Below are 25,185 nucleotides of genomic sequence, written 5' to 3'. Positions count from 1 at the left end.
CCAAGTAGAAAGAGGTCAAGTCTTAGCAAAACCAGGTTCTATAACCCCACACAGAAAATTCAAAGCCCAAGTATACGTACTATCAAAAGAAGAAGGCGGTAGACACACTCCATTCTTCCTAAACTACAGACCACAATTTTACATAAGAACTGCTGACGTAACAGGTACAGTGGTAAAACTTCCAGAAGGTCAAGAAATGGTAATGCCTGGTGATAACGTAGAGCTAGAAGTAGAGCTAATACACCCTGTTGCTATGGAAGAAGGTCTTAGATTTGCCATAAGAGAAGGTGGTAGAACAGTAGGTGCTGGTGTTGTCACAAAGATTATAGAGTGAGGAAGTTAGTATGGAGCAAGATAAAATACGTATAAAGCTTAAATCTTACGATTATAGACTTTTGGATCAATCTGTCAAGCAAATAGTGGAAACAGTTAAACGAACGGGAAGCTCCGTGAAGGGGCCGATTCCTTTGCCTACTTCTAGAAGGCGCTGGGCGGTCTTGCGCTCACCTCATAAGTTTGATCAATCTAGAGAGCATTTTGAGATTAGAGAGTTCAAAAGAATGCTGGATATAGTAAAGATTACACCACAAACTATAGAATCTCTTATGGAGATAAGTCTTCCAGCTGGTGTTGACATTGAAGTTAAGATGAGAGGTTGAGGATATGATAGGTCTTATAGGTAAGAAACTTGGAATGATGAGAGTTTTTTTAAATGATGGTACTGCTATTCCAGTAACAGCTATTAAAGTAGAACCTAACTATGTGGTTTATATTAAAAGCTCCGAAACAGACGGTTATAATGCTGTGCAAGTAGGTAGTATTCCTTTAAAGCAAAGTAGATTTAAAAAACCTATGGTTGGTCATTTTAAGAAATCCAATTTAACACCTTTAAAATATTTAAAAGAATTTAGAGTAGATGATATTTCTGGTTTTACATTAGGTCAGGAGTTAGGTGTTGATATTTTCTCACCTGGTGAGTTGGTGGATGTAGTTGGGAGATCAAAAGGTAGGGGTTTTACAGGCACCATGAAAAGATGGGATTTTGGTGGTTTTCCAAAGTCTCACGGTCACAGATATCATAGGGCTGTGGGTTCTGTGGGAAATCGTACTGATCCTGGTAGAGTTTGGAAGAGCAAGAGAATGGCCGGAAGGCATGGTAACGAAACTATAAGGGTACAAGCCCTTTTGGTTGTGGATGTTTTAAAGGACAAGGGAATTATTCTTGTGAAGGGTTCTGTGCCTGGCCATAAAGATGGAATTTTATATATTGAAAAGAGTCATATCGCCTTTAGAAAGAAAGCTCAAAGGAAGCAGGAGCGTTTGTCGTTTATATCATCAAATCTTTTAAGGCAGGAAGTGTGATATGTTGGTAAATGGTGTAGAACTAAGAGACGATGTTTTTAACGTAGAACCTAAGAAGCATATTTTGTGGGATGTGGTTAGATGGCAGCTTGCTAAAAGAAGGCAAGGTACTCATTCCACAAAAACCAGATCCGAGGTAAACTGTAGTAAAAAGAAGATAATGCCTCAAAAAGGTACTGGTAATGCTAGACACGGTGCTCGCTCAGCGAATATATTTGTTGGTGGCGGTGTTGTGCATGGGCCTAAGCCTAGAGATTATGAGTACAAGCTATCTAAAAAATATAGAAAAATAGCTCTTGCTATGGCTCTTAGCACAAAAGCTAAGAATAATTCTATTTATGTATTGGAATCTTTGTTATCTTCTTTAGAAAAGCCCAAGACTAAGATGGCTTTTGAGCTTTTAAAAGAAAAAGGTCTATCTGATAAAAAAGTCTTGGTAGTAACAAAAGATCAAAACGATGTTGTTTCTAAGAGCTTTAAGAATATACCAAACACGAAAGTTTTACCTGTTGTAGGCCTTAATGTTTACGATATTCTTTGGGCTGATGCTTTGTTGATAGAGCAAGGAGCCTTGGAAAAAATTTATGAGAGGGTAAGTTTATGAGAGCACCTGAAGAAGTTATTATACGCCCTATAATCACTGAAAAGACAAATAGATTGATGGAAGATTTAAACAAATATGTATTTGAAGTTCATAAGGATGCCAATAAACATGAAATAAAGCATGCCGTGGAAAAGCTGTTTGGAGTAAAAGTGAAAGCTGTTAACACTCTTTATGCAAGACCAAGGGTAAAAAGGACGATAACAAGAAGAGGCAGAGTCTATGGTGCCACAAGAGGTTATAAAAAAGCTATCATTACCCTTGATAAGAATTCAAAAATAGATCTTATGAGTTTGTGAGGTTATATATATGGGTGTAAGAAAGTTAAAACCTGTGACAAATGGGCAAAGACACGCTATACTTTATGATTATTCTGAGCTTACCAGAAGAGAACCGGAAAAAAGCCTTACTTATTATTACAAAAGGGCTTTAGGTAGAAGTAGACAGCAAGGTAAAATTACTTCCAGGTGGAAAGGTGCTGGTAACAAGATAAGGTATCGTTTGATAGATTTTAAAAGAGATAAGAGTCTTATACCAGCAAAAGTTTATTCCATAGAGTATGACCCATTTAGAAGCGCTCGTATAGCTTTGCTTCATTATAAAGACGGTGAGAAAAGGTACATAATATGGCCTGACAAACTTAGCGTAGGGGATACGGTAGTTTCTATAAGCTATGAAGATGCTATTAAAGGGAAGGAGCTTCCAGATATAAAGCCTGGTAATGCTATGCCTTTGCGCTTTATCCCAGTTGGTACTTTTATCCATAACATAGAGTTAAATCCCGGTAGAGGTGCAAAGCTTGTAAGAGCTGCTGGTTTATCAGCTCAAGTGATAGGTAAAATAGAAGGCTATGCTCAAGTGCGTTTGCCTTCTGGTGAGGTAAGACTTGTAAATGATAAATGTATGGCTACTATAGGTGTTGTAGGTTTGGCTGAGCACGAGCTTGTTAAACTTGGAAAGGCTGGTAGAGCTAGATGGTTAGGTATGAGGCCAAACGTTCGTGGTACAGCTATGAATCCAGTAGATCACCCACACGGTGGTGGTGAGGGTAAAACCAAAGGTAAGCACCCAGAATCTCCTTGGGGTTGGAAAACTAAAGGTTATAAAACCAAGAGAGGAAAGAGATATTCTGATAGATTCATAATATCCAAGAGGAACGCTGGAGGTAAGGTATAATGGGCTTTAGAGGTGCTTGGAATAAAAGAAACAAATTGATAGAGGATTTAGATACATTTTTGAAACTTTATAAAAAAGCTCAAAAAGCTTACAAAAAGGTTAGAAAAGTTGAGTTTTCTAACAACGATGAGCTTATAGAAAACGCCAAGAAGAGATATCAAGAAATTTGGGATGAATTTAGGGCTTTTGTAAACAAAAAAGCTTGGGTGGATCCAAAGCTATGGGCGACAATAAGAAAAATGAATCAAACCGGTGATAGAAAAGTGGTTAAGACGTATTCTAGAGATAGCCAAGTAATTTCCGAGTTTGTTAACCATACCATAGCTGTTCATAACGGTAAGACTTTTGTACCCATATATATAACCCCAGAAATGGTGGGTCATAAGTTGGGAGAATTTGCTCCTACTAGGACTTTTAGATCGCACCCAGATAAATCTGCTAAAGTGGTAAAGAAGAAGTGAGGTATAGATTATGAGTATGGAAGTGGTAAGTAAGGCTGTTCATAAAAACGCTAGGATTTCTCCCCTTAAAGCTTCCCAAGTTTTGAGGCTTTTAAGAGGAAAACCAGTAGAATATGCTATGTACCAGCTTAGTTTTATGAACAAGAAAGCTGCTGTTATAATAAAAAATGTTTTAAAGAGTGCTATAGCAAACGCTGAGCAAAAGGGTATTGATCCTACGAAATTGGTGATATTAGAAGCGAAAGCTGATAAGGGTATAATGTTTAGAAAGTGGATGCCAAGAGCTCATGGTAGGGCCACTATGATGAGAAAAAATACATCTCATATTACTATCGCTTTAGGAGAGTTGCAAGAAGCTACTGAGGAGGCTAAGTAATGGGTCAAAAAACTCATCCGATAGGTTTTAGAATAGGGGTTACAAAGGATTGGTTAAGCAAGTGGTGTACTTCTAAAAAAGAATATCCAAATACCTTACATGAAGATATTGTTATTAGGAAATATATTAAAGAAAGATATAAATCAGCTGGTATATCGAGAGTAACTATCGAAAGATCAGGAGAGAAGATAAGGGTAAGGATTTTATCCTCTAAACCAGGTATAATAATTGGTAGAAAGGGTGCTGAAGTTGACCAATTAAAAAATGATTTGGAAAGAATCGTTAAAAATAAAGACATAAGCTTAAGCGTAGACGAAGTTAGAGTACCGCAGCTCGATGCTCAACTTGTGGCCGAGGATATAGCCCTTCAAATTGAAAGGCGTGTATCTCATAGAAGAGCCATGAAAAGGGCCATAGACAACGCTATTAAAAGCGGTGCAAAAGGTATAAAAGTTCAAGTAAAGGGCAGAATAGGTGGTGCTGATTTGGCTAGAGCTGAATGGTTCTTGGTAGGTAGGATGCCTTTGCAAACACTAAGAGCTGATATAGATTACGGCTATGCTACTGCTTATACTAAATACGGTATTTTAGGTATAAAAGTGTGGATTTACAAAGGCGATATACTAAAAGGTGGAAAAGAAGAGATAATGAAAAAGATAGAAGAAGACCTTGTAAGCCAAGCAAAGGAGGTATAAGGAAATGTCTTTTTTACAACCTAGTAGACAAAAGTATAGAAAAACTCAAAGAGGCACTTTAAAAGGCAAATCTTTTAGAGGAAATCAGGTAGCTTTTGGAGAATATGGTATTCAAGCGTTGGAAAGCCACTGGATTACTCAAAGGCAGATAGAAGCTTCTCGTATAGCTTTGGTGAGAAATCTAAGAAAAGGTACAAAGGTATGGATTAGAATCTTTCCAGATAAGCCATATACTAAGAAACCTGCAGAAGTTAGAGGTGGTGGTGGTAAAGGTGATCCAGAAGGTTATGTAGCTGTTGTAAAGCCTGGTAGAATAATGTTTGAGTTTTCAGATGTACCTCAAGATATGGCCGAAGAAGCCTTTAGGAAAGTATCTGCTAAGTTGCCTATAAAGGTAAGGCTTGTTAAGGCAGGAGGTATAAGCGTATGAAGGCTAAAGATCTTCGTCAGTTAAGTATACAAGAGCTCGAGGCTAAACTCAAAGAGCTGAAGACAGAGTTGTTTAAACTCCGTATTACAAAAAAGATTGAAGGTCTTAAAGAGCCTTCTAAAATAAGAGATACCAAGAGAGATATAGCAAGGATTTTGACGGTGATAAACGAAAAGAAGAGAGGCCAAGCAGTATGAAAGAGAAAAAGTGGCATCAGAAGAGAAAAGAGTTTAAAGGCATTGTTGTTAGCAACAAGATGGACAAATCTGTAGTTGTAAAAGTAAATAGAGAAATGCCAGATCCATTGTACGGCAAAAGAGTTATAAAATCTACCAAATTCCATGCTCACGATCCAGAGAATGCTTGCTCTATTGGCGATGTTGTGCTTATTAGAGAGACTAGACCGATATCCAAAACAAAAAGATGGGTAGTAGTTAAAATTTTATCTAAAAATTCTTCTTTGCAGTCTTAGATAAATTATGCTATAATATTCGTTTTAGAATGCTTTATTCAGGAGAGAGCTTATGATACAGAGGCAGAGTTATTTGAATGTAGCTGATAATTCTGGAGCAAAAAAGGTGCAGATAATAGGTATACCTTATGCTCTAAGGCAGTATGTTAGCGTTGGAGATGTAGTAACGGTAACTGTTAAAGAAGCAACCCCAAATGGTGCAGCTAAAAAAGGTAAAGTTTATAGGGCTGTGGTAGTGAGAGTTGCTAAAGAGCTAAAAAGAAGCGACGGTTCTTATATAAAATTTGATGATAACGCTGTCATACTGCTAAACCAGTATGGTGAATCCCTTGGTACTCGTATATTAGGACCTATAGCAAGAGAAGTCAGAAATAGAGGTTTTACCAAGATTGCTTCCTTGGCTGCGGAGGTTGTATAATGGCTTTTAAGATAAAACGAGGCGATAAAGTAAAAGTATTAGCTGGTAAAGACAGAGGTAAAATAAGCACTGTTGAATTTTTAGATAGTAAAAGTGGTAAAGTAATTGTTAAAAACATCAACGTAGCTAAAAAGCACGTTAAGGCTATAGAAGGAAGAAGAGAAGGCGGTATATACGAGATAGAGCTTCCTATGCCTATATCTAAGGTGATGCTTGTATGCCCAAAATGTGAAAAACCTACGAGAGTAGGCTTTAGAATAGAAGAGAAAGACGGCGTGGTTAGAAAATATAGATATTGTAAAAAGTGTAATGAAAATATAGATCTTGTTTATGAGAAAAATAAGGTGAAGAGGTAAGACTTATGTCTACAGATGTAAAGCAAAAACAAAGATTGCAAGAGCGATTTGAAAAAGTTGTTGTACCTAGATTGATGGAAAGGTTTAATTACGAAAGCCCAATGGAAGTTCCAAGGATAATAAAGATAGTGGTAAATATGGGTGTAGGAGAAGCCATAAGCGATATAAAAAATTTGGATAGAGCTATGGAAGATTTAAAGCTAATAACAGGTCAACATCCTTCTGTTAGAAAAGCTAAAAAATCAGAGGCTTCTTTTAAACTAAGAAAAGGACTTCCAATAGGTTTAAAAGTTACTTTACGAAAGGACAGGATGTGGAACTTTTTGGATAAGCTGATATCCGTAGCGTTACCTCGTGTGAAGGATTTTAAAGGCCTAAACCCTAGATCTTTCGATGGTAGAGGAAACTATGCTTTTGGTCTATCAGAGCAGATAGTGTTTCCGGAGATAGATTACGAAAAAGTAGATGCCATAAGAGGTATGGATATTCTTATCAATACAAGCGCAAAAACTGACGAAGAAGCCTTGTATTTGTTAGCTTTACTTGGATTGCCGATAAGAGCTTATTAAGGAGGATATATGCCTAGAAAAGCAAAAGTTGTAAAGGATTTGAAGCATTTTCCTAAGTACGCCACTAGACAAAAAAATAGATGCCCAATATGTGGAAGACCTAGAGGATTTTTAAGGAGATTTAACATGTGTAGGCTTTGTTTTAGAGAGATGGCTTTAAGCGGTGAAATTACCGGAGTAAGAAAATCCAGTTGGTGAGGTGGTAATATATGGATGTTATTGCTGATATGTTTGCTAGAATTAGAAACGGTATTCAAAGAAAAAGAGATTTTGTGGATGTGCCCCACTCTAAATTAAAACAACGTATTTTAGAGCTTTTAAAACAAGAAGGTTATATACAAAATTATGAAATTTTAGAGGATGATGCCCATAAAAAGGGTAATCAACCTACTATAAGAGTTTACTTAAAATACCTTGATCAAAGAAAAACGCGCTCTGCAATAGAAAATATAGAAAAAGTATCTACTCCAGGTAGAAGAGTTTATACACCTATCAAAAAGATGCCTCACGTGAGAAGGGGTCTTGGCTTAGCTATAGTGTCTTGTGATAGCGGCATAATATCGGATGCTCAAGCCAGAAAGCTTAAAAAAGGTGGCGAAATCATAGGATACGTTTATTAAAAGGAGAATGCCATGTCTAGAATAGGTAAAAAACCGATAGCTATACCTAGCAATGTTAAAGTTTCTTTAGATGGTAACATTTTAACCATAGAAGGTCCTAAGGGCAAGTTGTCAATGCCTGTTCACGAAATTGTGAACGTGAAGATAGCTGACAATCAAATAACGGTATCAAAAAACGAAGAATCACCTTTTGCTCAAGCTATGCATGGTACTACTGCGGCTCTTATAAAAAACATGATAGAAGGTGTTTCTAAGGGATACTCGGTAACGTTAGAGGTGGTTGGTCTTGGTTATAAAGCTGCTATGAAAGGTCAAGAACTTGAGTTAAATTTAGGGTATTCGCATCCAATATACTACAAACCGCCTGCTGGTATTAAGCTTGAGGTTAAAGAAAATAAGATTACTGTATCTGGTATAGATAAGCAGTTAGTTGGTCAAGTGGCTGCTGAAATTATAAAGTTTAGGAAACCCGATCCTTATAAAGGAAAGGGTATAAGATACGAAGGTCAAGTGCTTAAACTAAAACCAGGAAAATCTGCAGGTAAAGGTAAGAAATAAGGAGTTAGGGTATGAAGCTTACAAGAGAAGAAAAGCGTATTAAAAGGCATAGAAGGATAAGAAAGAAAATAAGCGGTACAGCTTTAAGGCCGAGGTTGTGTATTTATAGAAGCTTAAACGCTTTTTACGCTTCTTTGGTAGATGATACTACCGGCAACACCATTCTTACGGTATCATCTTTGAGCAAAGAATATGTGGATGCCACCGGTAAAAGAGGTGGCAAGTCTATAGAAGCTGTTCAAAAAGTAGCTGAAATCTTGGTTCAAAAAGCTAAAGAAAAGGGTATAGAAAAAGCGGTTTTTGATAGATCTGGCTACCTTTATCATGGTAAAGTCAAGGCTTTTGCAGAAAAATGTAGAGAACTAGGGCTTATAAATTAGGAGGTTAACGTGGGCGCTAAGGATTTAAACCAAAGGATAGACGCTAAAAGGATAGAGCAAGGTATAACTACTCTTGATGATATTCAGTTTGAAGAGAGGCTTTTGGAGGCTGCCAGAACAACCCGTGTTACAAAAGGTGGTAAGCGTTTTTCTTTTAGTGCTTTGGTGGTAATAGGTGATAAAAGAGGTTACGTAGGGTTTGGGCTTGGTAAAGCTAGAGAGGTTCCTCTGTCTATAGCAAAAGCCATAGAGGATGCAAAAAAGAAAACTATAAGAGTTCCTATAGTAAATGGTACTATACCTCATGACGTTGTTGGAGAGTACGGTGCTGCTCGTATTATAGCTTTCCCGGCTAGAAGAGGTACCGGTGTTATAGCTGGTGGTGCTGCTAAGCCTATATTTGAATTGGCTGGCTACACGGATGTGCTTACAAAGGTAGTGGGAAGCTCAAACCATCACAACGTAGTCAGAGCTGTGTTTGATGCGCTTTTAAAATTAAGAGATATAGATACAATAGCTAAAGTAAAAGGTACAACTGTAGATGACCTGAGAGAAAGATACAACATATACGCGAGGTGATTTATGAAGCTTAAAATAGTTTTGAAAAGAGGATTGGCTGGTAAAGATAAGGCAAAAAAAGAGGCTGTTAGAAGCTTAGGCCTAAAGAAAGTTGGTGAAACGGTTGTGCTAGAGAAAAATCCTATGGTATGTGGAAATCTTGAAAAGGTAAAACACCTTGTATGTGTGGAGGAGCTGTCATGAATTTGCACGAGTTAAAACCAAACGAAGGTGCTGTAAAAGATAAAAAACGTATAGGCAGAGGCTTAGGTTCTGGTAAAGGCAAAACGGCAGGTAGAGGATATAAAGGCCAAAAATCTAGATCTGGTGATAATAGATTGGCTCCTTACTTTGAGGGTGGTCAGACACCGCTTCATATGAGAGTACCAAAGGTAGGTTTTAGGAGCCCTTTTAAGAAAGAATATTCTGTCATCAACTTATCAATGCTGGAAAAACATTTCAACGATGGTGATGAGATTACTAAGGAAACCCTTCTTGCTAAAAGCTTAATAAAAAAGGGTAAGCCTGTAAAAATTTTAGGTATGGGTGAAGTGACTAAAAAGTTTAAGGTAAAAGTGGATGCTATATCTTCCTCCGCCAAGCAGAAAATAGAAGCTGCTGGTGGTAGTGTGGAGATTTTAGAGGCAGCAGGTGAATAATTTTTTAAAAGAGATATTTGAATTAGAAACCTTAAGGAAAAGAGTAGTATTCACCTTAATAGTATTTGCTATATACAGGCTTGGTAGTCATATACCGATTCCTGGTGTAGACCCGGTAGCTCTAACGGATTTTATGAGCAATCTAAAAGGATCTTTGTTTGCTCTGTACGATATATTTTCTGGTGGTAACCTTTCGAGGATGACGTTGTTTGCTCTTGGTGTAATGCCTTATATATCAGCTTCTATCGTTATGCAGCTTTTGTCAAGCGCAATACCAGAACTTCAAAAATTGGCAAAAGAAGAGGGCGATTACGGAAGGCAGAAAATAAACGAATACACAAAATATATAACTGTGTTTGTTGCCGGTTTTCAGTCGCTAGGCATAGCTACTTGGTTAGAACATCAAACATCTCCTCACGGATACCCTGTTGTTCCTCATGGTGGAATACTTTTTATAGTTGTTGCTGTGCTTGGAATGGTAGCCAGTACTATGATATTAGTTTGGCTTGGTGATATGATAACGGAAAAAGGCATAGGCAACGGTATGTCTATGCTTATATTTGCCGGTATAGTTGCTAATTTCCCAGAGGCTACCATAAGATTTGTGTCAATGCTTAGGCATGGTGATATTAGCCCTTTTGCTTTCGTAGGGGCTATACTTATAATAATTGCTGTAATAGCTGCTATTGTAATATTTCAAGAAGCAGAGAGAAGAATACCTATTCAATACCCAAGAAGGCAAGTGGGAAGACAAGAATTTGTTGGTGGAGCTACATATTTACCTATTAAGCTAAATCCAGCGGGTGTTATACCTATTATATTTGCCCAATCCCTTTTAATAGTTCCTTCTACGGTGCTAGGATTTATCAAAAATCCTATAGCTCAGGCTATACACGATGCTTTTAACCCTCTTTCTCTACCTTACAATTTTGCTTATGTGGTGTTAATAATATTTTTTACATATTTTTATACAGCTGTTTTAATTAACCCTTACGATGTGGCTGAGAACTTAAAAAAAGCAAATGGTTTTATACCCGGTGTAAGACCAGGTCAACAAACTGTAAAGTTTTTTGAAAGTGTTATAAATAGGTTAGTTATCATAGGGGCTGCTTTCTTATCTATAGTGGCTATTGTGCCTTTATTTTTGACCGTTTGGTTAAAAGTACCTTTTTATTTTGGTGGTACTACCGCTCTTATAGTGGTTGGAGTAGCTCTAGATACGTTAAATCAAATAGATGCTCAAATAATAACTAAAAAGTATAAAGCTTATACGAGGAAAAAGTAATGATTTTGGTGTTGTTAGGTCCTCCTGGTTCTGGTAAGGGTACACAAGGAGCTCTTCTGAAGAGTAAGCTTGGCTTTGAGCACATATCTACCGGTGATATGTTAAGAGCTGAAGTTGCTAAGAAATCTCACCTTGGTTTAAAGGCTGAGGAGTATATGAAGCAGGGACTTTTGGTACCGGACGATTTGATTATAGCTATGATAAAAAACATTTTAAGTCAAGCTCCTCATAAGAATTATGTTTTTGATGGGTTTCCAAGAAATGTTAATCAAGCCGAGGCTTTTGAAACAATGCTAAACACTATGGGGCTACAAGTGGATAAGGTATTTTACTTTGATTTAGACGATGATGTTATAATAAAGCGTCTTTCTGGCAGAAGAGTGTGTCCAAAGTGTGGTGCCACTTACAATATTTATTATCAAAAACCAAAGAATGATACTTTATGCGATAACGATAATACGCCTTTAATTCAAAGAGACGATGATAAAGAAGAGGTTATAGCAAATAGATTGAGAGTTTACAAAGAACAAACTTTTCCTCTTATAGAGTATTACAAATCTAAAGGTAAGCTTTTTGTAGTATCTGCCAACGGTACTCAAGAAGAGGTATTTGAAAAACTAAAAAGTATGTTATGATAGAGCTTTATTCAAAATCTGAGATAGAAAAGATAAAAAAAGCTTGTCAAATAGTTAGCGATGTGCTAAAATATATAGCTTCTATGGTAAAACCAGGAGTTATAACTTACGATTTAGAGATGGCGGCTAGAGAAAAGACTAAAGAACTTGGTGGTATACCGGCTTTTTTGAACTATCAACCGCCGTTTTCTAAGAAAAGATACCCAGCCGCTTTGTGTGTTTCTATAAACGATGAGGTGGTGCACGGTATTCCATCAAAAACAAAAAAAATAAAGGATGGAGATCTTGTAAGTCTTGATTTTGGTGCGATATACGATGGTTATGCAGGCGATGCGGCTATGACAATAGGAGTTGGTAATATTTCTTCAGAAAATCAGAAACTTATCGAGGCTACCAAAAAGGCGTTGTATGAGGCTATTGCCCAATGTAAACCAGGCAAATACCTTTACGATATAGCTAAAAGCATAGAAACTGTGGCAAAAGAGTATGGTTTTGGTATAGTGTGTGAATACGGTGGTCATGGAATAGGTAGAAATAGCCATGAGGAACCTTTTGTAGCCAATTGTACAGAGGTTATTACTTCTAAAATGAATGCGCAGTTAAAACCCGGTATGGTTATAGCTATAGAGCCTATGTTTACCACTGGCAATGGTGCTGTTTATAAATCAAACGATGGATGGACTATAAAAGCAAAGGGCAAATACGCTTGTCATTTTGAGCATACGGTAGCTGTACTTGAAGATGGTCCTGTAGTGTTAACGGAGTGGTAATATGGCAAAGAAGAACAAGAATCAAGAACCAGAAAAAGAAAAGGGTATTGTATTTGAAGGTGTTATAGAAGAGGCTCTTCCAAATGCTATGTTTAGGGTTAAATTGGACAATGGGCACACTATTATAGCCCATGTGTCTGGTAAGATGAGGATTCATTTTATAAAGCTCTTACCAGGTGATAGGGTTAAGGTGGAAATGACACCTTACGATCTTACAAAAGGTAGAATTATTTATAGAGTTTAGGAGGCTTTTATGAAGGTAAGACCATCTGTAAAACCGATATGTCCAAAGTGTAAGATTATAAGAAGGAAAAAACGTGTTATGGTGATTTGTGAAAATCCTAAGCATAAGCAAAGGCAAGGTTAAGTTGGAGGTTTTATATGGCTAGAATAGCAGGTGTTGATTTACCAGATCACAAGAAACTGGAAGTGGCGTTAACATACATTTATGGTATAGGTTGGTCTAAGGCTAAAGAGGTTTGTGAGCAAACTGGCATACCATCTACGAAGAAACTTGGTGAGCTTACGCCAGAAGAGTTGAATCAATTAAGAAGGTATATAGAGCAAAACATAAAGGTTGAAGGTGATTTAAGAAGAGAAGTGCAGTTAAATATAAAAAAGTTGGTAGATATAGGTACCTATAGAGGCCTTAGACATGTGAGAGGGCTACCGGTAAGAGGCCAGCAAACAAAGACAAACGCTAGAACTAGAAAAGGAAGAAGAAAAGGTACCGTTGCCAACAAGAAGAAGGTATCAAAGTAAGGAGGTTTTATAATGGCTAAGAAAAGGACCAAAGAAACAAAGAAAGAAAAGCGTAATGTAAGCAGTGGAATAGTACATATTTATAGCACATTTAACAATACTATAGTAACTGTAACTGACTCTCTTGGAAACACTTTAGCTTGGGAATCTGGTGGTACCACTGGTTTTAAAGGCACCAGAAAGGGTACTCCTTATGCTGCTCAAGTAGCCGCTCAGAAGGCTATAAAGAAGGCTGTAAACGAATACGGTTTACAGGAGGCAGAGGTTTGGGTAAAAGGTCCGGGTGCTGGTAGAGAGTCTGCTATAAGATCTATCCAAGCCGCCGGTGTTAAAATAAAAGCCATAAGGGATGTTACCCCTATACCTCACAACGGTTGTAGACCAACTTCTAGAAGGAGAGTGTGACATATGGGAAGAAAGATACAAGCTTGGTCTAAAGTAGACAGAAGATTTGGCGTTGTTGTTTCAGGGAAGTTAAGCGGCAACAAGATTTTAACCAGAAGAAATTTCCCGCCAGGTCAACACGGTAGAACCAAAGGTCGTAGGGCTAAATCTACAGAGTTTGGGCTTAGGTTAAATGAAAAACAAAAACTTAAAATGTTGTACGGTGGTTTAAGAGAGTCTCAATTTAGAAAGTACTTTGATAAAGCTTCAAAAGCAAAAGGTAATACAGCTTCTGTAATGATAGAGCTTTTGGAAAGACGCTTAGATAACGTAGTTTATAGGTTGGGCATAGCTTGTACCAGAAGGCAAGCTCGTCAGTTTGTAACACACGGCCATATAATGGTAAACGGTAAGAAAGTTGACGTGCCTTCTTATCAGGTAAATGTTGGAGATATAATAGAAGTGTATTCCAAAGATATACCTCAGATAAGGCAAAATCTTGAAAATCTCGACCCAAGAAGCGTACCTCATTGGCTTGAGATAGATAAGGATAATTTTAGAGGTAAGGTTGTGGATAAGCCTAAGGATGTTGTTTTGGAAGTGCCTATAAATATGCAGTACATCATTGAGTATTATTCAAGGGTGTAAGGGGAAATATATGAAAGAGTTTATTTTTCCGATGAAAATATATTGGGAAGAAAAAGATAAAAACTATGGTAGGTTTGTTGTAGAACCCTTAGAAAGGGGCTATGGCACTACGATAGGTAACGCTCTTAGAAGGGTTTTGCTTTCTTCTATATACGGTAGTGCTATCACGGCTATAAAGATAGAAGGTGTTCAACACGAGTTTTCTACTATTGAAGGTGTCCAAGAAGATGTGTTACAGCTTATAGCAAATCTTAAAAATGTTAGATTTGACTTGAAAGACTCTGATTTAGAGATTTTGTATTTAGAAAGAAATACGCCGGGTGTTGTTTTGGCTTCTGATATCAAAACTCCTCCAAATGTTAACATCATAAACAAAGATGCTTACATTGCTACAATAAACTCTACCAATATAACCCTTAAAATGGAAATACGCATAGAAAGAGGAAAGGGTTATGTTATGTCTGATGAGATGGAGCAAATAGGAGAAGCTGGATGGATAGTGCTTGATGCTGATTTTTCTCCTGTAAAAGTTGCAGCTTTTAGAGTGGAGGCTACTAGAGTAGGTGATAGAACAGATTATGATAAGCTTACTTTTGAGCTTCTCACCAACGGTGTTGTGCCTCCAGACACTGCTGTCCAACAAGCTGTAGAGCTTATAGTAAAACACATGAACATGCTTACGAATATATCCTATGAAGTGCCTACTTTACCAGAACCTATGCCCCCAGATGAGTTGATGGAAAAACTTACATTTTCTATAGAGGAGCTTGATATTTCTCAAAGAGCTTTAAACTCACTAAAAAGAATAGGGGTAACAACCATAGGGGAACTTGTGCAGCTTACAGAGGATGAGCTTAAAAGCTCTAAAAACATAGGTAGAAAAGCTTTGACTGAGATAAAAGAAGCTCTTAAAAACATGGGTTTTTCTTTAGGTATGAATATAGGAGAACAAAGAGGTTCAGAGGTGTGATGATATGAGACATAAAGTTAAGAAAAAGCATTTTAGCAGGACTGCTGAACAAAGAACCGCCTTGATGAGGTCTTTGGCAAGGTCTCTTATATTATTTGAAAAGATAGAGAGCTCTGAAGCCAAGCTAAAGGCTTTGAGACCGTTTGTGGAAAGGCTTATAACACTTGCCAAGAAAGGTGACTTGGCTTCTAGAAGAAGGGCTTTGTCGCTTCTTCCAGATAAAGAGGCTGTAAGAAAACTATTCACAGAGTTGGCTCCTAGGTTTGAAGGTAGGAACGGTGGGTATACAAGGATTGTCAAACTACCAAACAGGAAGCCAGGAGATAGCACAGAGTTGGCTATAATAGAGTTTGTTGAATGATAGTTAGGCTTATAGACGCCTTTATTGAGGTTTATATTATTTTGATAATTGTATATTCGTTGGGCTCTTGGTTTCCACAATTTACCGAGAATAGTTTTTTTGATTTTTTAGCAAAGATAATAGAGCCACCTCTTGAGGTTATAAGAAGGGTTGTGCCGCCTGTAGCTGGGCTTGATTTGTCTCCAGCGGTGCTTATATTTATATTGGTGGTGTTGCAGCATATTTTGAGATAGTGTTACATTATGGTATAATATAGACTATGTTGGAACTTTTAACGGAAAAGATTAGTGGAAGTTTAGAGAAGCTAAAAGGTGCTAAAAAGTTAAATGAAAAGTTAGTTAACGATACTCTTAGAGATATTAGAGCTGCTTTATTGGAAGCTGATGTAGATTATGATGTAGCGAAGGATTTTATTAAAAGGTTAAGAGAACGTATCTTTTCTGAAGAGATAAAAACTCACTTGTCCCCTACTGATATGATTATAATGAGCGTTTATGATGAGCTTGTCAAAACGCTAGGGGGAAATGCTTCTCCTTTAGAAGAGGGAGTCGTAATGTTTGTTGGTCTTCAGGGGACTGGTAAAACCACGACAATAGGTAAGTTAGCAAACCTCATGAAGAAAAACGGTAGAAGTGTTATGACGGTATCCACAGACGTAAGAAGACCAGCAGCCATGCTTCAATTAAAGCGCGTATCTGAGTTAGCAGGCGTAGAATACCTAGAATTTAGTCCAGACAAGAACCCTGTTGATATAGCAAAAGAGGCTTTTGAGGCTTTTAAAAGCAAAAAATACGATTATTTATTTTTAGATACAGCTGGTAGACTTCATATAGATAACGAACTGATGGAAGAGTTAAGAGCCATAAAAGAAGCTGTAAAACCTTCTGAGGTTATATACGTAGCTGATAGCATGCAAGGACAAGAAGCCCTCTCTGTAGCTAAAACTTTTAATGAAGTCGTAGGGCTTACGGGAGCTATTCTTACCAAAATGGATGGTGATACCAGAGGTGGCGTAGCGCTTTCTATAAAGGATGCCATAGGTATTCCAATAAAGTATATAGGCGTTGGTGAAAAGCTGGAGGATATAGACCAATTTTATCCAGATAGGATTGCCCAAAGGATATTAGGTCTTGGCGATTTGCAGAGTCTTATAGAAAAAGCTGAACAAGTCATTAGTGAAGACGAAGCTCAAGCTATAACCTATAAAATGATGAGAGGAGAGTTTGATTTAAACGATTTAAAGAAAAATATAAGTTTTATGATGAATATGGGTCCTCTTGACAAAGTACTTTCAATGTTGCCAGGGGTTGGTTCTCAGCTGAAAAATATAAAAGTTGATCAAAAGATATTCAAGCGTATTATAGCAATGATAGATTCTATGACTCCTGAGGAAAGAGCAAATCCAAACATTATAAACTTAAGCCGTAAACAAAGGATAGCTAAAGGTAGCGGTACTACCGTTTCCGACGTTAACAAGCTTTTAAAACAATATCAGGATATGAAAAAGATGATTAGAAAGCTGAAGAATCAGAAATCACCGTTTGGTGGTTTAGGGCTTCCGTTTTAACTATGAAGAATATTTCAAATATAAATATCGCCAGAGTGGTAGGCGATTACAAATATCCACTCTATTTGGTTTTTAAAAGCCAAATAAAAGGGTACTGAGCTTTGGTAAAGATAAGACTAGCTAGATTTGGTAGAACACATCATCCTATATATAGGATAGTGGCGATGGATTCAAAGTCTCCAAGAGAGGGGCATTATTTGGATATTTTAGGCACCTACGATCCAAAATCTGGCAACGTAATAAATTTAAACAAAGAAGCCATAGACCAATGGATTAAAAAGGGTGCTCAGCTTTCTGATAGAGTGAAAGCTATTTTAAAACAAGCTAACGCTAACGTTAATGCAAATTCTTAATAGGAGGTAACGTATGAGCCAAGCTAAAGATCTTGTGGAAATCTTCGCAAAAAGCCTAGTAGAGGACGTATCTAAGGTAAACGTGGTTGAGGTCGAGGGAGAGCAAACCGTTGTTATAGAGCTAAGGGTTGGCCCTCAAGATATAGGTAAGGTTATAGGTAAACAAGGGCGCATAGCCAAAGCCCTGAGAACGCTTGTATCGGCTATGGGTAGAAAAAGCGGCAAAAAATATATGTTGGAGATTATAGAGTAATAATTTTATAAGGCTATCCGCCCACTGTGTGGGCGGTGTTTGTTGATAATAAAAAATAAATGTTGCTTATTCTATAAAACTTACTATATTTATATTAAAAGATTTATAAGGAGAAACAAAATGTCATTATTCTCAAAACTTAGTTTAGAACTACAAAAAGCTTTGGAGGATGCTGGATATAAAGAACCAACACCCATTCAAAGAGACGCTATTCCTTTAGCGTTGGAAGGCTACGATATCTTGGGACAAGCTGCTACCGGGACAGGGAAGACAGGGGCTTTTGCTATACCAATAGTAGAAAAGCTTCAAAAGGGAAAACCTGGCGTTAAAGCTCTTGTGCTGACACCTACTAGAGAGCTGGCTATACAGGTAAAAGAGCAGATATATATGCTTACCAAGTATAAAAGGCTTTTTTCTTACGTATTTTACGGCGGGACCTCTGTAAAACAGAATTTGGATATTTTGCAAAATAAAAATGTGGATATCTTAATAGGAACCCCTGGACGTATAAAAGACCTCATCGATAGAAAAGCTTTAAATTTGTCAAACGTAGAATATCTCGTTTTGGACGAATTTGATCAAATGCTTGATATGGGCTTTATAGAGGATATAGAATACATAATAAGCTTTTTGCCAAAAGAAAGAACCACTTATATGTTTTCAGCCACTGTACCAAACCGTATTGAGATTTTAGCAAAAAGATTTTTAAAGAGCGATTTCAAATTTGTGAAAGTGCCATCGGTAGAGCTAAAGCCAAACATAGAAGAGAAGATGATAAAACTGTCTTCACCCGGAGAAAAGATACACGAGCTTATGCATATAATAGATACCCATCCTATGGAAAAAATGCTTATTTTTGTAAAAACTAAAAAAGATGCAAAAGATTTATTTTTCTTGCTTACGAAAAAGGGCATAAGAGTTCAGGCTCTTCATGGAGATCTTACGCAAAGACAAAGGGAAAAAGCCCTGAGTGCATTTAAATCTGGTGCTGTTAGTATATTGATAGCTACCGATGTTGCCGCCAGAGGCCTTGATATAAAAGACGTAGGAATCGTAATAAACTACAACATACCTGAAGATCCAGAGCTTTACATACATAGGATAGGAAGGACTGGTAGAATAGGTAAAAGCGGTAAAGCATTCTCTTTAATATGTCCAGAAGATTCCAAGGCGTTGTGGCGCATAAAGAAACTGAGATCAAAAATATCGGTGTAATTTTATTTTATTTTTATGTTTATACTGTAAAATATATTCATGACTATTTTACTTTACGTGTTCGCTTTTGCGATTTTTGTAAGCGCTGTGTTGTTTGTAGCGTTTGTTTTGATAAAAGCTGAAAAATAAAAACTATGGGGTGCTTATGTTAAGTACACCCCAGCTATCTTTGTCGCTGTTTAACATATAACCTTGTTTTATGGCTTTATCTACGTAATCTTTGGCTTTTATTATGGAAGCTTTTACGTCGTTTCCAATAGCTAAATAAGACGCTATAGAAGAAGCGTAGACGCATCCTGTGCCATGGGTAGTTTTTGTTTGTATAAAATCTTTTTTTATTTCAAAACTTTCTTCCATGCTTTTGTAAAAATCAACGCCTGGTTCATCTTCTCTATGTCCACCTTTTATAACTACGTGCTTTACTCCCATATCGAGAAAGATGTTGGCCGCTCGCTCTATATCTTTTTTAGTTTTTATGTCAATACCCGTTAGAAAAGAGGCCTCTTTTATGTTTGGTGTTATGATGGTGGCTTTTGATACTATTAAATCTTTGTAAAGTTCTATACTTTTAAAAAGAGGTGTGTCGTTTTTGGAAAAAAGAGGCGTATCTAATACCACGTGTTCTGGTTTTAACGTGTCTATAGCTTTTGATATAAGCCTTATGGCGCTGTCATCTCCTGCTACGCCTATTTTTACAACTTTAGGCTTTACATCAAGTATATCTATATGTTTTTTAATGATATCTGGTTCTAAAAATATTACTTCTTTTACACCTTTGGTATTTTGAATTACAAAAGAAGTGGTTATGCAAACTGGATGAGCTCCTATGCAAGTTATTGTCCTAGCATCTGCTATAACCCCTGCTCCAGAGGTTTGATCATACCCTGCAAACACAAGTACTACGCTTTTCATAGCTCTATTTCATATCCTATGTATACTTCCCTTACTTTTTCGTTTTTTAGCAAATCTTTTGGAGTCCCTTCCGCCAATACACTTCCGTGGTTTATTATATAACCTCTATCTATCAACCTTAAAAGCTCAAAAACGTTGTGATCGGTAATGAGTATGCCGATATTTTTTTCTTTTAAATCTAAAAGCATTTTTTTTATATCTGAGATAGCCACCGGATCTACTCCAGCAAACGGTTCATCAAGCATTATGTAGGATGGTTTTATCAAAAGGCATCTTGCTACCTCTAATTTTCTTTTCATACCACCAGATAATTCACCTGCTTTTTTATCTTTGTGTTCTAAAAGCCCAAAGCTTTGAAGAAGTTCTTCTGATATATCTTGTGCATCTTTTTTGTTTTTATATATAAAATCTGCAAACATTAGGATGTTGTCCCAGGCCGTTATCTCTTCAAACAAAGAATGCTCTTGAGGCAAGAAAGAAAGACCAAATTTGGCTCTTTTATAAGGTGGATAATGGGTTACTTCTTGACCGTCTATTTTTATAGTTCCCTTATCAACTTTTATAAAGCCAGAAATTGCGTTAAATATCGTGGTTTTACCGGCACCGTTTGGACCCATAAGCCCTATTATTTCACCTGGATGTATTTGTAACGATACGTTGGATATTATAGGGTTGTTTTTAATGCTTTTAGAAATATTTAATACTTCTATCATAAAAATCTATGAAAGCAATTTGTCAAAAGTCTTTATTTCTTGGATGTTGTTTAATGCTGCAAAATCTTTGGCGGATTCCAAGGATGAAAACGCATATATATCGTCGTTTATGTTGACGTAAAAAGCTTTTTTACCATCTATCCACTGCTTTGTTTGGAAGTCTTTTGTGTAAATAGATTTTATGTTTTTGTCTTTTATATTTAGCTTTCTGTAAGATATATAAAAATCCATATCTTTAATAAATTTTAACATATCTTTAAAGGAGTCAAAATACATATATCTACCATCCAAGTAAATTTCTGTTATGGTGTTTGGGTGTGAATATACGAAAGCCCCGCAAACGGGACACCTGTCTGATGTCCTTACTTCAGAAGGCTCTTTGTATGCGTTTTTTATATTGTAATATGTGTAAATGCCAAAAAAAGACATCAGTATCACGGGACCTACGATAACCCAAGCGACTTCAAACCATCTTATGTTTAACCTTGTAAGCGTTAGCCTATAAAAGCCATAAAGTATAAGTCCAATCTGTGCGAGCATTAGAAACCATAGCGGATTTACCTTTCTCATATCATATTAAATATAAAAAATTTTTGAATTTTTCAAGCTTTTACGATATCTATGCTATAATTATTTTATGTTAGGTATATACAATTACCCGAAAGTTATAAATACGGTGGAGGACAAGCCTTTAGAAATTTGCATGCCGAAAAACTACTCTTTTAGTAGGGATTTCACAATAGTACCGGTTGGCATGTCTGAGTTGGTTTATTTAGCAGCCCTTTATCCCATTGTGTTTGCTCATCACGAAGGGGTTTTTGCGGCTTTCGCTGTTTTGGGAGGCGATGTAAACCACTATCTTACGAAAGATGGCAAATGGAAGATAGACCATAAGCCAAAAGTGCTTGATTTTTATCCTTTTGGTGCTATAAGAGATAGGGCTACCAACAACGTAGTGGTATTTTACGATAAGATGCCAGAAGAATCCACCGAATGCGAAGAAATAGAGTTTGTAAATGTTCTTGGAGAGGCCACAGAACATCTTCAAAAAATATCTCAAATGGCTCTTGGTTTTTATCAGGATTTTGAAATAGCGGCAAACCTTATAAAAGAGATGCACGATCTTAAAATCTTAAGACAAACAGATTTAGAGTTAAAAATAGATGACGATGAAAAGTTTCTTATAGAAGGCGCAGTGATGCCAGACCCAGGTGTGCTTCTTGGTATATCTCCGGAGAAGCTGTACGATCTTACAAGAAGAGGTGTTACGCCTGTAATATACAACGTAGCATCTTCTCTTATGAATGTGGAATTTATAAGATATTTAAAGAGGATGGGTTAATATGGAGATAATAAGAGTAAAAAGAACCTTTAAACAGCCTTACGCTGGCGGAGCAGATTTTCATACATTCATGGAAAAAAGTAGATATGTGATAGCCCGTGACTTGATGGCACAACTTCCAAGAGATAACTATGAACAAACAAAAGTGCCAGAACTCCCTAAAGAATACTACGGTGAAGATTTAAACGGAAAAAGTTTACTGATATTAAACTTGTTCGCCCTTGGTGACTCTTTGATGTTTACACCGATATTAAAACATCTTAAAAAGAAGTATCCTAAAAGCTATATAATAATGGAAACAAGACAAGGGTATAATCTATTGGAAGGCAACCCTTATGTAGATGAATTTATATATACTCCAGTTCCTTACACAAGGTTTAAAGAAGTAGATTATTATACGGACTGCTACGAATACGTTGGCTCTTACTTTTACAACTATATGAATTTGGTAGATTTTTGGGCTGCCAAGCTAAGACAGTTCGATATAACAGATAAAGACCCGGTTGTAGTACCTCAGCAAGAAGCAATAGAATATATGAAGCCAATAATACAAAAAATAAGAGATGAAAATCCAGGAAAAAAGATAATCATGGCGCACATGGTGGCTTCCTCTATACATAGAAGCTTACCTCCTTACCTTGTATCAAAAATAATAGAAAAAATGAAGGATGAGTATGTTTTTATTACCGCTCATCCAAAATGGGAAGCTCCCGCTGTAGATATATCAAAAGAACTTTATATGATGGATGTGGAAAACCTATCCCCTTACATGGAAAAACCTCAGTATCTTGTAGCGGCAATTCAAGAAGTAGATGGAGTTATCTCCGCTGATACGGTTGTACCCCATATAGCAGCGGCTCTTAAAAAACCTTGCGTAGTAATATCTGGTGGTGTAGCCCCAGAAGCCCAACACTTCCCTAAGATGAGCTATACCACATCGCAACCAGTCTATGCTAAATATCTTGGCAATACATGTTCTGCCCCTTGTATTATGCACGCTGTAGCGGGACCTTGTCAGGAAGCCCAAATAAAACAGAAATTTTACAGCCCTTGTTTTGATAACATAGATGTAGATGAAGTTATTTTCAAGTTTAAAACGATAGTGCATTATATAGAAAATCCGGACAAAGATATACCCACCGAGTGTCCAATCTGTAAAGAAACAAACGTATATTTTGAAGAGGTTGAAAAGTCTTGGGGATATAGGCTATGGGAGTGTAGCGTTTGTGGTTCTATATTCTCTTTACCAAGAAAAGCTAAAAAAACATTGGACGATATACTAAACAAAGAGCAGCTAAAACCTTTTTACGATACTAAAGATATAGAAGATATTGACAATATTGACAACAAAGAAAAACTTGGCATTACCAACATATTTACCATATACACCTATCCCACTATAAGAGCTTTGCTTGATGTAGAGCCCAAACTGAAAGGCAAAAAGATGCTTGATGTTGGTTTTAACGCTGGTAAGCTTCTTGCTGTGGCTAGTGAACTTCTTGGTATAGAAGCATACGGTGTGGAGAGAAGTGAAGCTCAAACAGAAAAGGTTAGAAAGGCTCTTAAAAATATAAGCGTAGATAGTGCTAAGAGTTTGGATCATCAATATCTTAAAAGCCTAAAAGATAGATGGGGAACTTTTGGTATTGTGATTTTAGAAAATGTTATAGGAAACTTGGAATACCCGTATGAGTTTTTTGAGGCTGCTAAAGATTTGATAGAAGAAGATGGAGTAGCTATATTTACATTTTCTAACAAAGACAGACCTTATGTGAAAGTTAGAAAAGGCTTAGACTGGTCTGTGGAAGATGGAGATTACGAATTTACCTTAAATAGAGTGAGTGCAAGGGGGTTAGAGATAGCTCTTAGGAAAGCTGGATTTGGCTATACACATGCTAACGCTACGCCGCTTTTCCCGGGTGATATAGTGCAAATAATGGGTCCCCCTCCGGTACTGACTCTAAACACCGGAAACAACCAGCAGATGAACATAAACCCAGCTGGTATGGAAACATATATTTATAACTATATGAAACCAATATTAAACTCTTTTTCTTTACACGGTCAATTTGGCATAGTACTAGCCTCTAAAAAGCCCATAAACAACTACTGGTTTAAAAGATTAGATGTTCTTTGGGAACTTATCCAGACCAACGTCATGAGAAGAGAATATATAGTAAACACATATTTGGAGAAATGAAGCTTAAGCTTAGCATTAGAAGACAAGATAGGTTTGAGACTTTCGAAGTGCCCTACAAAGAAGGTATGACACTTTTAGACGCTTTAAAGTACATAAAAGAGTATATAGATCCTTCTTTGGCTTTTAGACAGTTTTGCGGGGCTGGTATATGTGGTACTTGTGCTGTAAATGTGAATGGTTTTCCTAAGCTTATCTGCAAAGAGCAGGCGTTGTCCTATGCTTTAGAGGAAAGTCCAACGGTTTTAGAACCTTTAAACAACGCTGAAATTGTGAAAGATTTGGTTATAGATACTTCAAATATGTCTCATCGAATAAAAGCTTATAAAGCTTGGATAACACCTGTTGAAAATAATTTAAAAATAAATCAGGAGCTTAGCAAAAAAATAGAAGAAGCTTCGGATTGTATATTGTGTTATGCTTGTCAGAGCTTTTGTCCAGAAGTTACAGATAAAGATTATGCTGGTCCTTTGTTCTTTGCCAAGCTCTATAGGCTTTTTGTAGACCCTAGAGACCGTGAGCACGATATCAGACTTTTGGAGGCAAAAGACACTTTGATATTGCATTGTCTTTCTTGCAACAAGTGTAACAACGCATGTCCTAAAGAGGTAAAACCTGCCACTTTGATAAGGGAGCTTTTGGATAGTTGAGCCAAGTTATATATCCAGGGACTTTTGACCCACCTCACTTAGGACACCTTGATATAGTAAAAAGGACCTCTTGTATCTTTGATAAAGTATTTGTAGCAATAGCGAGAAACCCTCACAAAAATCCAATGTTTGAAGCCAACATTAGGAAGCATCTTTTTGACAAGATACTAAAAGCCGAAAATTTAAAAAATGTCTATGTAGAGATCTTTGATACCACGTTGGTTGAATATGCCAAATCAAAAAATATAAAGCTTGTGGTAAGAGGTGTGAGGCTTTTTACGGATTTTGAATACGAGCTTCAAATATCGATGAGTAATTATATACTGGGAGGTCTTGAAACGCTTTTTATGATGCCAAGCCAAGAATACATACATATAAGCTCCACCATAGTTAGGGATTTAATAAGGTATAAATCCTCTTTGAAAGGTTTTGTACACCCTATTATAGAGCAAGATGTTCTTTCATCTTAAAATATAA

Annotated in this window: 44 protein-coding genes; 41 read left to right on the top strand and 3 right to left on the bottom strand. The window is 36.9% G+C overall.

Annotated elements, in window-relative coordinates:
* The 37 genes from ACP5S8_RS01915 to ACP5S8_RS01735 all read left to right on the top strand — a co-directional run.
* Window positions 1–334, top strand: a 334-nt coding sequence (locus tag ACP5S8_RS01915) for an EF-Tu C-terminal domain-related protein (RefSeq protein WP_461875476.1), incomplete at its 5' end; no start/stop codon positions are given.
* A gap of 10 nt (window positions 335–344) precedes the next feature.
* Window positions 345–659: a 30S ribosomal protein S10 gene (gene rpsJ / locus ACP5S8_RS01910; RefSeq protein WP_461869961.1), complete on the top strand. Its 315-nt coding sequence runs from the start codon at window positions 345–347 to the stop codon at window positions 657–659.
* 4 nt (window positions 660–663) lie between these two features.
* Entirely contained in the window at window positions 664–1,362 is a 699-nt protein-coding gene (gene rplC, locus ACP5S8_RS01905) for a 50S ribosomal protein L3 (RefSeq protein WP_461875475.1), read from the top strand.
* Between the two features lies 1 nt (window position 1,363).
* Window positions 1,364–1,966 (top strand): 50S ribosomal protein L4, encoded by a 603-nt coding sequence (rplD, locus tag ACP5S8_RS01900; RefSeq protein WP_461869959.1) that lies wholly within the window; start codon window positions 1,364–1,366, stop codon window positions 1,964–1,966.
* A complete protein-coding gene (gene rplW, locus ACP5S8_RS01895) occupies window positions 1,963–2,262 on the top strand; it encodes a 50S ribosomal protein L23 (protein WP_461869958.1) in 300 nt (99 codons plus the stop codon). The genes rplD and rplW overlap by 4 nt, the downstream gene beginning before the upstream one ends.
* 10 nt (window positions 2,263–2,272) lie before the next feature.
* Window positions 2,273–3,139, top strand: a complete 867-nt coding sequence (gene rplB / locus ACP5S8_RS01890; RefSeq protein ID WP_461869957.1) for a 50S ribosomal protein L2 — start codon at window positions 2,273–2,275, stop codon at window positions 3,137–3,139.
* A 134-nt stretch (window positions 3,140–3,273) separates the two neighbouring features.
* Complete coding sequence (gene rpsS / locus ACP5S8_RS01885; RefSeq protein WP_461869970.1) at window positions 3,274–3,600, top strand: 30S ribosomal protein S19; 327 nt, start codon at window positions 3,274–3,276, stop codon at window positions 3,598–3,600.
* 10 nt (window positions 3,601–3,610) lie between these two features.
* Window positions 3,611–3,976 (top strand): 50S ribosomal protein L22, encoded by a 366-nt coding sequence (gene rplV, locus ACP5S8_RS01880; RefSeq protein WP_461869956.1) that lies wholly within the window; start codon window positions 3,611–3,613, stop codon window positions 3,974–3,976.
* Window positions 3,976–4,671 carry a 30S ribosomal protein S3 gene (rpsC, locus tag ACP5S8_RS01875; RefSeq protein WP_461869955.1) on the top strand — a complete coding sequence of 232 codons (696 nt, stop codon included), beginning with the start codon at window positions 3,976–3,978 and terminating at the stop codon, window positions 4,669–4,671. Before rplV ends, rpsC begins: the two co-directional genes overlap by 1 nt.
* Before the next feature lie 4 nt (window positions 4,672–4,675).
* Complete coding sequence (gene rplP, locus ACP5S8_RS01870) at window positions 4,676–5,101, top strand: 50S ribosomal protein L16 (RefSeq protein ID WP_461869954.1); 426 nt, start codon at window positions 4,676–4,678, stop codon at window positions 5,099–5,101.
* A complete protein-coding gene (rpmC, locus tag ACP5S8_RS01865; RefSeq protein WP_461869953.1) occupies window positions 5,098–5,298 on the top strand; it encodes a 50S ribosomal protein L29 in 201 nt (66 codons plus the stop codon). Before rplP ends, rpmC begins: the two co-directional genes overlap by 4 nt.
* Window positions 5,295–5,573, top strand: coding sequence for a 30S ribosomal protein S17 (rpsQ, locus tag ACP5S8_RS01860; protein ID WP_461869952.1), 279 nt, complete (start codon window positions 5,295–5,297; stop codon window positions 5,571–5,573). The genes rpmC and rpsQ overlap by 4 nt, the downstream gene beginning before the upstream one ends.
* Before the next feature lie 52 nt (window positions 5,574–5,625).
* Entirely contained in the window at window positions 5,626–5,991 is a 366-nt protein-coding gene (gene rplN / locus ACP5S8_RS01855) for a 50S ribosomal protein L14 (protein WP_015418907.1), read from the top strand.
* Window positions 5,991–6,347, top strand: coding sequence for a 50S ribosomal protein L24 (gene rplX, locus ACP5S8_RS01850; RefSeq protein ID WP_461871514.1), 357 nt, complete (start codon window positions 5,991–5,993; stop codon window positions 6,345–6,347). Before rplN ends, rplX begins: the two co-directional genes overlap by 1 nt.
* A gap of 5 nt (window positions 6,348–6,352) precedes the next feature.
* On the top strand, window positions 6,353–6,916 hold the full coding sequence (gene rplE / locus ACP5S8_RS01845) for a 50S ribosomal protein L5 (protein WP_461869950.1): 564 nt from the start codon (window positions 6,353–6,355) through the stop codon (window positions 6,914–6,916).
* 9 nt (window positions 6,917–6,925) lie between these two features.
* Window positions 6,926–7,114 (top strand): type Z 30S ribosomal protein S14, encoded by a 189-nt coding sequence (locus tag ACP5S8_RS01840; RefSeq protein ID WP_012513324.1) that lies wholly within the window; start codon window positions 6,926–6,928, stop codon window positions 7,112–7,114.
* Between the two features lie 11 nt (window positions 7,115–7,125).
* Window positions 7,126–7,536, top strand: a complete 411-nt coding sequence (gene rpsH / locus ACP5S8_RS01835; RefSeq protein ID WP_461869949.1) for a 30S ribosomal protein S8 — start codon at window positions 7,126–7,128, stop codon at window positions 7,534–7,536.
* Window positions 7,537–7,548: 12 nt separating this feature from the next.
* Complete coding sequence (gene rplF, locus ACP5S8_RS01830; RefSeq protein ID WP_461869948.1) at window positions 7,549–8,094, top strand: 50S ribosomal protein L6; 546 nt, start codon at window positions 7,549–7,551, stop codon at window positions 8,092–8,094.
* A gap of 11 nt (window positions 8,095–8,105) precedes the next feature.
* The gene (gene rplR / locus ACP5S8_RS01825) at window positions 8,106–8,474 is read left to right on the top strand and encodes a 50S ribosomal protein L18 (protein WP_461869947.1); all 369 of its coding nucleotides are present in this window, start codon (window positions 8,106–8,108) and stop codon (window positions 8,472–8,474) included.
* Between the two features lie 9 nt (window positions 8,475–8,483).
* Window positions 8,484–9,053, top strand: a complete 570-nt coding sequence (gene rpsE, locus ACP5S8_RS01820) for a 30S ribosomal protein S5 (RefSeq protein WP_461869946.1) — start codon at window positions 8,484–8,486, stop codon at window positions 9,051–9,053.
* Window positions 9,054–9,056: 3 nt separating this feature from the next.
* Entirely contained in the window at window positions 9,057–9,236 is a 180-nt protein-coding gene (rpmD, locus tag ACP5S8_RS01815; RefSeq protein ID WP_461869945.1) for a 50S ribosomal protein L30, read from the top strand.
* Entirely contained in the window at window positions 9,233–9,691 is a 459-nt protein-coding gene (gene rplO, locus ACP5S8_RS01810; protein WP_461869944.1) for a 50S ribosomal protein L15, read from the top strand. The genes rpmD and rplO overlap by 4 nt, the downstream gene beginning before the upstream one ends.
* Window positions 9,684–10,976 carry a preprotein translocase subunit SecY gene (gene secY, locus ACP5S8_RS01805; RefSeq protein WP_461875474.1) on the top strand — a complete coding sequence of 431 codons (1,293 nt, stop codon included), beginning with the start codon at window positions 9,684–9,686 and terminating at the stop codon, window positions 10,974–10,976. Before rplO ends, secY begins: the two co-directional genes overlap by 8 nt.
* Window positions 10,976–11,611, top strand: coding sequence for an adenylate kinase (locus ACP5S8_RS01800; RefSeq protein WP_461869942.1), 636 nt, complete (start codon window positions 10,976–10,978; stop codon window positions 11,609–11,611). The genes secY and ACP5S8_RS01800 overlap by 1 nt, the downstream gene beginning before the upstream one ends.
* On the top strand, window positions 11,608–12,381 hold the full coding sequence (gene map, locus ACP5S8_RS01795; protein WP_461875473.1) for a type I methionyl aminopeptidase: 774 nt from the start codon (window positions 11,608–11,610) through the stop codon (window positions 12,379–12,381). The genes ACP5S8_RS01800 and map overlap by 4 nt, the downstream gene beginning before the upstream one ends.
* A 1-nt stretch (window position 12,382) precedes the next feature.
* The gene (infA, locus tag ACP5S8_RS01790; RefSeq protein WP_012513334.1) at window positions 12,383–12,625 is read left to right on the top strand and encodes a translation initiation factor IF-1; all 243 of its coding nucleotides are present in this window, start codon (window positions 12,383–12,385) and stop codon (window positions 12,623–12,625) included.
* 9 nt (window positions 12,626–12,634) lie between these two features.
* Complete coding sequence (gene rpmJ, locus ACP5S8_RS01785) at window positions 12,635–12,748, top strand: 50S ribosomal protein L36 (protein WP_012513335.1); 114 nt, start codon at window positions 12,635–12,637, stop codon at window positions 12,746–12,748.
* 14 nt (window positions 12,749–12,762) lie between these two features.
* Window positions 12,763–13,143: a 30S ribosomal protein S13 gene (gene rpsM, locus ACP5S8_RS01780; protein WP_461869940.1), complete on the top strand. Its 381-nt coding sequence runs from the start codon at window positions 12,763–12,765 to the stop codon at window positions 13,141–13,143.
* 12 nt (window positions 13,144–13,155) lie between these two features.
* Complete coding sequence (gene rpsK / locus ACP5S8_RS01775) at window positions 13,156–13,548, top strand: 30S ribosomal protein S11 (protein WP_461869939.1); 393 nt, start codon at window positions 13,156–13,158, stop codon at window positions 13,546–13,548.
* Between the two features lie 3 nt (window positions 13,549–13,551).
* The gene (gene rpsD, locus ACP5S8_RS01770) at window positions 13,552–14,175 is read left to right on the top strand and encodes a 30S ribosomal protein S4 (RefSeq protein WP_461869938.1); all 624 of its coding nucleotides are present in this window, start codon (window positions 13,552–13,554) and stop codon (window positions 14,173–14,175) included.
* A gap of 10 nt (window positions 14,176–14,185) precedes the next feature.
* Complete coding sequence (locus ACP5S8_RS01765) at window positions 14,186–15,145, top strand: DNA-directed RNA polymerase subunit alpha (RefSeq protein ID WP_461869937.1); 960 nt, start codon at window positions 14,186–14,188, stop codon at window positions 15,143–15,145.
* Window positions 15,146–15,149: 4 nt separating this feature from the next.
* A complete protein-coding gene (rplQ, locus tag ACP5S8_RS01760; RefSeq protein ID WP_461869936.1) occupies window positions 15,150–15,506 on the top strand; it encodes a 50S ribosomal protein L17 in 357 nt (118 codons plus the stop codon).
* Entirely contained in the window at window positions 15,503–15,739 is a 237-nt protein-coding gene (locus ACP5S8_RS01755) for a YggT family protein (protein ID WP_461869935.1), read from the top strand. The genes rplQ and ACP5S8_RS01755 overlap by 4 nt, the downstream gene beginning before the upstream one ends.
* Before the next feature lie 26 nt (window positions 15,740–15,765).
* Window positions 15,766–17,073, top strand: a complete 1,308-nt coding sequence (gene ffh, locus ACP5S8_RS01750; protein WP_461869934.1) for a signal recognition particle protein — start codon at window positions 15,766–15,768, stop codon at window positions 17,071–17,073.
* Window positions 17,074–17,174: 101 nt separating this feature from the next.
* Window positions 17,175–17,426: a 30S ribosomal protein S16 gene (gene rpsP, locus ACP5S8_RS01745; RefSeq protein WP_461869933.1), complete on the top strand. Its 252-nt coding sequence runs from the start codon at window positions 17,175–17,177 to the stop codon at window positions 17,424–17,426.
* Window positions 17,427–17,439: 13 nt separating this feature from the next.
* Window positions 17,440–17,679: a KH domain-containing protein gene (locus ACP5S8_RS01740; protein ID WP_015418926.1), complete on the top strand. Its 240-nt coding sequence runs from the start codon at window positions 17,440–17,442 to the stop codon at window positions 17,677–17,679.
* Window positions 17,680–17,799: 120 nt separating this feature from the next.
* On the top strand, window positions 17,800–18,894 hold the full coding sequence (locus tag ACP5S8_RS01735) for a DEAD/DEAH box helicase (RefSeq protein WP_461875472.1): 1,095 nt from the start codon (window positions 17,800–17,802) through the stop codon (window positions 18,892–18,894).
* A gap of 132 nt (window positions 18,895–19,026) precedes the next feature.
* Here ACP5S8_RS01735 and thiD read toward each other — a convergent pair whose 3' ends face one another.
* Genes thiD through ACP5S8_RS01720 form a run of 3 tightly spaced genes read right to left on the bottom strand, consistent with a single transcriptional unit; the run spans window position 19,027 to window position 21,089 of the window.
* Entirely contained in the window at window positions 19,027–19,806 is a 780-nt protein-coding gene (gene thiD / locus ACP5S8_RS01730; RefSeq protein WP_461875471.1) for a bifunctional hydroxymethylpyrimidine kinase/phosphomethylpyrimidine kinase, read from the bottom strand.
* On the bottom strand, window positions 19,803–20,519 hold the full coding sequence (gene lptB, locus ACP5S8_RS01725) for an LPS export ABC transporter ATP-binding protein (RefSeq protein ID WP_461875469.1): 717 nt from the start codon (window positions 20,517–20,519) through the stop codon (window positions 19,803–19,805). The genes thiD and lptB overlap by 4 nt, the downstream gene beginning before the upstream one ends.
* 6 nt (window positions 20,520–20,525) lie before the next feature.
* Complete coding sequence (locus ACP5S8_RS01720) at window positions 20,526–21,089, bottom strand: nitrous oxide reductase accessory protein NosL (protein ID WP_461875468.1); 564 nt, start codon at window positions 21,087–21,089, stop codon at window positions 20,526–20,528.
* A 67-nt stretch (window positions 21,090–21,156) separates the two neighbouring features.
* Here ACP5S8_RS01720 and ACP5S8_RS01715 point away from each other — a divergent pair, with 67 nt between their 5' ends.
* From ACP5S8_RS01715 to coaD, 4 genes are read left to right on the top strand one after another with little or no spacing between them, the layout of a single operon-like run.
* Window positions 21,157–21,861, top strand: coding sequence for a SapC family protein (locus ACP5S8_RS01715; RefSeq protein ID WP_461869928.1), 705 nt, complete (start codon window positions 21,157–21,159; stop codon window positions 21,859–21,861).
* Window position 21,862: 1 nt separating this feature from the next.
* A complete protein-coding gene (locus tag ACP5S8_RS01710; RefSeq protein ID WP_461875467.1) occupies window positions 21,863–24,061 on the top strand; it encodes a methyltransferase domain-containing protein in 2,199 nt (732 codons plus the stop codon).
* On the top strand, window positions 24,058–24,708 hold the full coding sequence (locus ACP5S8_RS01705) for a succinate dehydrogenase/fumarate reductase iron-sulfur subunit (RefSeq protein WP_461869926.1): 651 nt from the start codon (window positions 24,058–24,060) through the stop codon (window positions 24,706–24,708). The genes ACP5S8_RS01710 and ACP5S8_RS01705 overlap by 4 nt, the downstream gene beginning before the upstream one ends.
* Window positions 24,705–25,178: a pantetheine-phosphate adenylyltransferase gene (gene coaD, locus ACP5S8_RS01700; protein WP_461875466.1), complete on the top strand. Its 474-nt coding sequence runs from the start codon at window positions 24,705–24,707 to the stop codon at window positions 25,176–25,178. Before ACP5S8_RS01705 ends, coaD begins: the two co-directional genes overlap by 4 nt.
* Window positions 25,179–25,185 lie beyond the last annotated feature (7 nt).

It is taken from the genome of Hydrogenobaculum sp., assembly GCF_049967395.1.
Classification (GTDB): domain Bacteria; phylum Aquificota; class Aquificia; order Aquificales; family Aquificaceae; genus Hydrogenobaculum.
The sequence above is the reverse complement of the archived record's forward strand: the minus strand, read 5'-3'. Positions and strand labels throughout refer to the sequence as shown.

Coding starts and splice junctions, on each gene's coding strand:
- ACP5S8_RS01755 (WP_461869935.1), top strand. CDS start 15,503: ATGATAGTTAGGCTTATAGACGCCTTTATTGAGGTTTATATTATTTTG.
- rplD (WP_461869959.1), top strand. CDS start 1,364: ATGTTGGTAAATGGTGTAGAACTAAGAGACGATGTTTTTAACGTAGAA.
- ACP5S8_RS01720 (WP_461875468.1), bottom strand. CDS start 21,089: ATGAGAAAGGTAAATCCGCTATGGTTTCTAATGCTCGCACAGATTGGA.
- rplN (WP_015418907.1), top strand. CDS start 5,626: ATGATACAGAGGCAGAGTTATTTGAATGTAGCTGATAATTCTGGAGCA.
- ACP5S8_RS01710 (WP_461875467.1), top strand. CDS start 21,863: ATGGAGATAATAAGAGTAAAAAGAACCTTTAAACAGCCTTACGCTGGC.
- infA (WP_012513334.1), top strand. CDS start 12,383: ATGGCAAAGAAGAACAAGAATCAAGAACCAGAAAAAGAAAAGGGTATT.
- ACP5S8_RS01735 (WP_461875472.1), top strand. CDS start 17,800: ATGTCATTATTCTCAAAACTTAGTTTAGAACTACAAAAAGCTTTGGAG.
- rpsD (WP_461869938.1), top strand. CDS start 13,552: ATGGGAAGAAAGATACAAGCTTGGTCTAAAGTAGACAGAAGATTTGGC.
- rplC (WP_461875475.1), top strand. CDS start 664: ATGATAGGTCTTATAGGTAAGAAACTTGGAATGATGAGAGTTTTTTTA.
- map (WP_461875473.1), top strand. CDS start 11,608: ATGATAGAGCTTTATTCAAAATCTGAGATAGAAAAGATAAAAAAAGCT.
- rpsK (WP_461869939.1), top strand. CDS start 13,156: ATGGCTAAGAAAAGGACCAAAGAAACAAAGAAAGAAAAGCGTAATGTA.
- rplB (WP_461869957.1), top strand. CDS start 2,273: ATGGGTGTAAGAAAGTTAAAACCTGTGACAAATGGGCAAAGACACGCT.
- ffh (WP_461869934.1), top strand. CDS start 15,766: ATGTTGGAACTTTTAACGGAAAAGATTAGTGGAAGTTTAGAGAAGCTA.
- rpsQ (WP_461869952.1), top strand. CDS start 5,295: ATGAAAGAGAAAAAGTGGCATCAGAAGAGAAAAGAGTTTAAAGGCATT.
- rplP (WP_461869954.1), top strand. CDS start 4,676: ATGTCTTTTTTACAACCTAGTAGACAAAAGTATAGAAAAACTCAAAGA.
- rpmD (WP_461869945.1), top strand. CDS start 9,057: ATGAAGCTTAAAATAGTTTTGAAAAGAGGATTGGCTGGTAAAGATAAG.
- rpmJ (WP_012513335.1), top strand. CDS start 12,635: ATGAAGGTAAGACCATCTGTAAAACCGATATGTCCAAAGTGTAAGATT.
- rplE (WP_461869950.1), top strand. CDS start 6,353: ATGTCTACAGATGTAAAGCAAAAACAAAGATTGCAAGAGCGATTTGAA.
- rplF (WP_461869948.1), top strand. CDS start 7,549: ATGTCTAGAATAGGTAAAAAACCGATAGCTATACCTAGCAATGTTAAA.
- rpsH (WP_461869949.1), top strand. CDS start 7,126: ATGGATGTTATTGCTGATATGTTTGCTAGAATTAGAAACGGTATTCAA.
- rplV (WP_461869956.1), top strand. CDS start 3,611: ATGAGTATGGAAGTGGTAAGTAAGGCTGTTCATAAAAACGCTAGGATT.
- thiD (WP_461875471.1), bottom strand. CDS start 19,806: ATGAAAAGCGTAGTACTTGTGTTTGCAGGGTATGATCAAACCTCTGGA.
- rplW (WP_461869958.1), top strand. CDS start 1,963: ATGAGAGCACCTGAAGAAGTTATTATACGCCCTATAATCACTGAAAAG.
- rpmC (WP_461869953.1), top strand. CDS start 5,098: ATGAAGGCTAAAGATCTTCGTCAGTTAAGTATACAAGAGCTCGAGGCT.
- rpsC (WP_461869955.1), top strand. CDS start 3,976: ATGGGTCAAAAAACTCATCCGATAGGTTTTAGAATAGGGGTTACAAAG.
- rplX (WP_461871514.1), top strand. CDS start 5,991: ATGGCTTTTAAGATAAAACGAGGCGATAAAGTAAAAGTATTAGCTGGT.
- ACP5S8_RS01840 (WP_012513324.1), top strand. CDS start 6,926: ATGCCTAGAAAAGCAAAAGTTGTAAAGGATTTGAAGCATTTTCCTAAG.
- ACP5S8_RS01740 (WP_015418926.1), top strand. CDS start 17,440: ATGAGCCAAGCTAAAGATCTTGTGGAAATCTTCGCAAAAAGCCTAGTA.
- rpsJ (WP_461869961.1), top strand. CDS start 345: ATGGAGCAAGATAAAATACGTATAAAGCTTAAATCTTACGATTATAGA.
- rplR (WP_461869947.1), top strand. CDS start 8,106: ATGAAGCTTACAAGAGAAGAAAAGCGTATTAAAAGGCATAGAAGGATA.
- rplO (WP_461869944.1), top strand. CDS start 9,233: ATGAATTTGCACGAGTTAAAACCAAACGAAGGTGCTGTAAAAGATAAA.
- rpsM (WP_461869940.1), top strand. CDS start 12,763: ATGGCTAGAATAGCAGGTGTTGATTTACCAGATCACAAGAAACTGGAA.
- lptB (WP_461875469.1), bottom strand. CDS start 20,519: ATGATAGAAGTATTAAATATTTCTAAAAGCATTAAAAACAACCCTATA.
- ACP5S8_RS01715 (WP_461869928.1), top strand. CDS start 21,157: ATGTTAGGTATATACAATTACCCGAAAGTTATAAATACGGTGGAGGAC.
- ACP5S8_RS01765 (WP_461869937.1), top strand. CDS start 14,186: ATGAAAGAGTTTATTTTTCCGATGAAAATATATTGGGAAGAAAAAGAT.
- ACP5S8_RS01800 (WP_461869942.1), top strand. CDS start 10,976: ATGATTTTGGTGTTGTTAGGTCCTCCTGGTTCTGGTAAGGGTACACAA.
- ACP5S8_RS01705 (WP_461869926.1), top strand. CDS start 24,058: ATGAAGCTTAAGCTTAGCATTAGAAGACAAGATAGGTTTGAGACTTTC.
- rplQ (WP_461869936.1), top strand. CDS start 15,150: ATGAGACATAAAGTTAAGAAAAAGCATTTTAGCAGGACTGCTGAACAA.